Below are 735 nucleotides of genomic sequence, written 5' to 3'. Positions count from 1 at the left end.
GGCCTGGACCGAGACGGGCGCGACCTGGAACAGCGCCAAGGACATCACCGGAGAGCTGTCCGGCACGTCGGTCCTCGTCGACGACGGCGACTCCGGTACCACAGCCGCCCAGGGCGCCTGGCCCACCTCGGGGAACACCGCGTACACCCAGTACGCGACCGGGCAGGACTACCGGTACAACAAGGACGCCACGGCGGGTGACACGTACACCTGGCGGCCGAGCCTCCCCGAGGACGGCGAGTACCAGGTCGACGTGCACTACGTCCCGGCCTCCGACCGCGCCGCCGACGCGCCCTACACGGTGACGTACGACGGCGGCACCAAGACCTACCAGGTCGACCAGCGGGCAGGAACCGAGGGCGTCTGGAAGCCGCTGGGCAAGCACCCCTTCCAGGCCGGCACCACCGGCCAGGTCGTGCTCGGTGACGGCCCCGCCTCGACCTCCACGACCGTCCTCGCGGACGCGGTTCGCTTCACCAAGGGCGGTGTGGTCACCAAGCAGCCGCAGGCGGTCAACACCTGGCATTCCTTCCCGGTGACCAGGACCGTTCAGCAGTGGCTCGACGGCACGTACGACAACCACGGCTTCGTGGTGAAGGCCGCCGACGAGTCCGCGAGCGCCCCCAAGGGCGGCCCGCGCTACGAGGCCGCCGAATACGCCTACAAGGGAGAGGTCGCCAACTACCCGAAGCTGGTCCTCACCTGGGGCGACCAGGGCGTCGACGTCAACCCGCC

The 735-nt window shown here is 70.2% G+C and carries 1 protein-coding gene; it reads left to right on the top strand.

The genetic code is table 11. The features are described 5' to 3' along the window. A partial coding sequence (locus LPA54_RS33910; protein WP_228984533.1) for a DNRLRE domain-containing protein occupies nt 1-735 on the top strand: 735 nt, incomplete at both ends.

This window comes from Streptomyces sp. DH12, assembly GCF_020873895.1.
Classification (GTDB): domain Bacteria; phylum Actinomycetota; class Actinomycetes; order Streptomycetales; family Streptomycetaceae; genus Streptomyces.
This window is presented reverse-complemented; position numbering and strand designations above follow the sequence as displayed.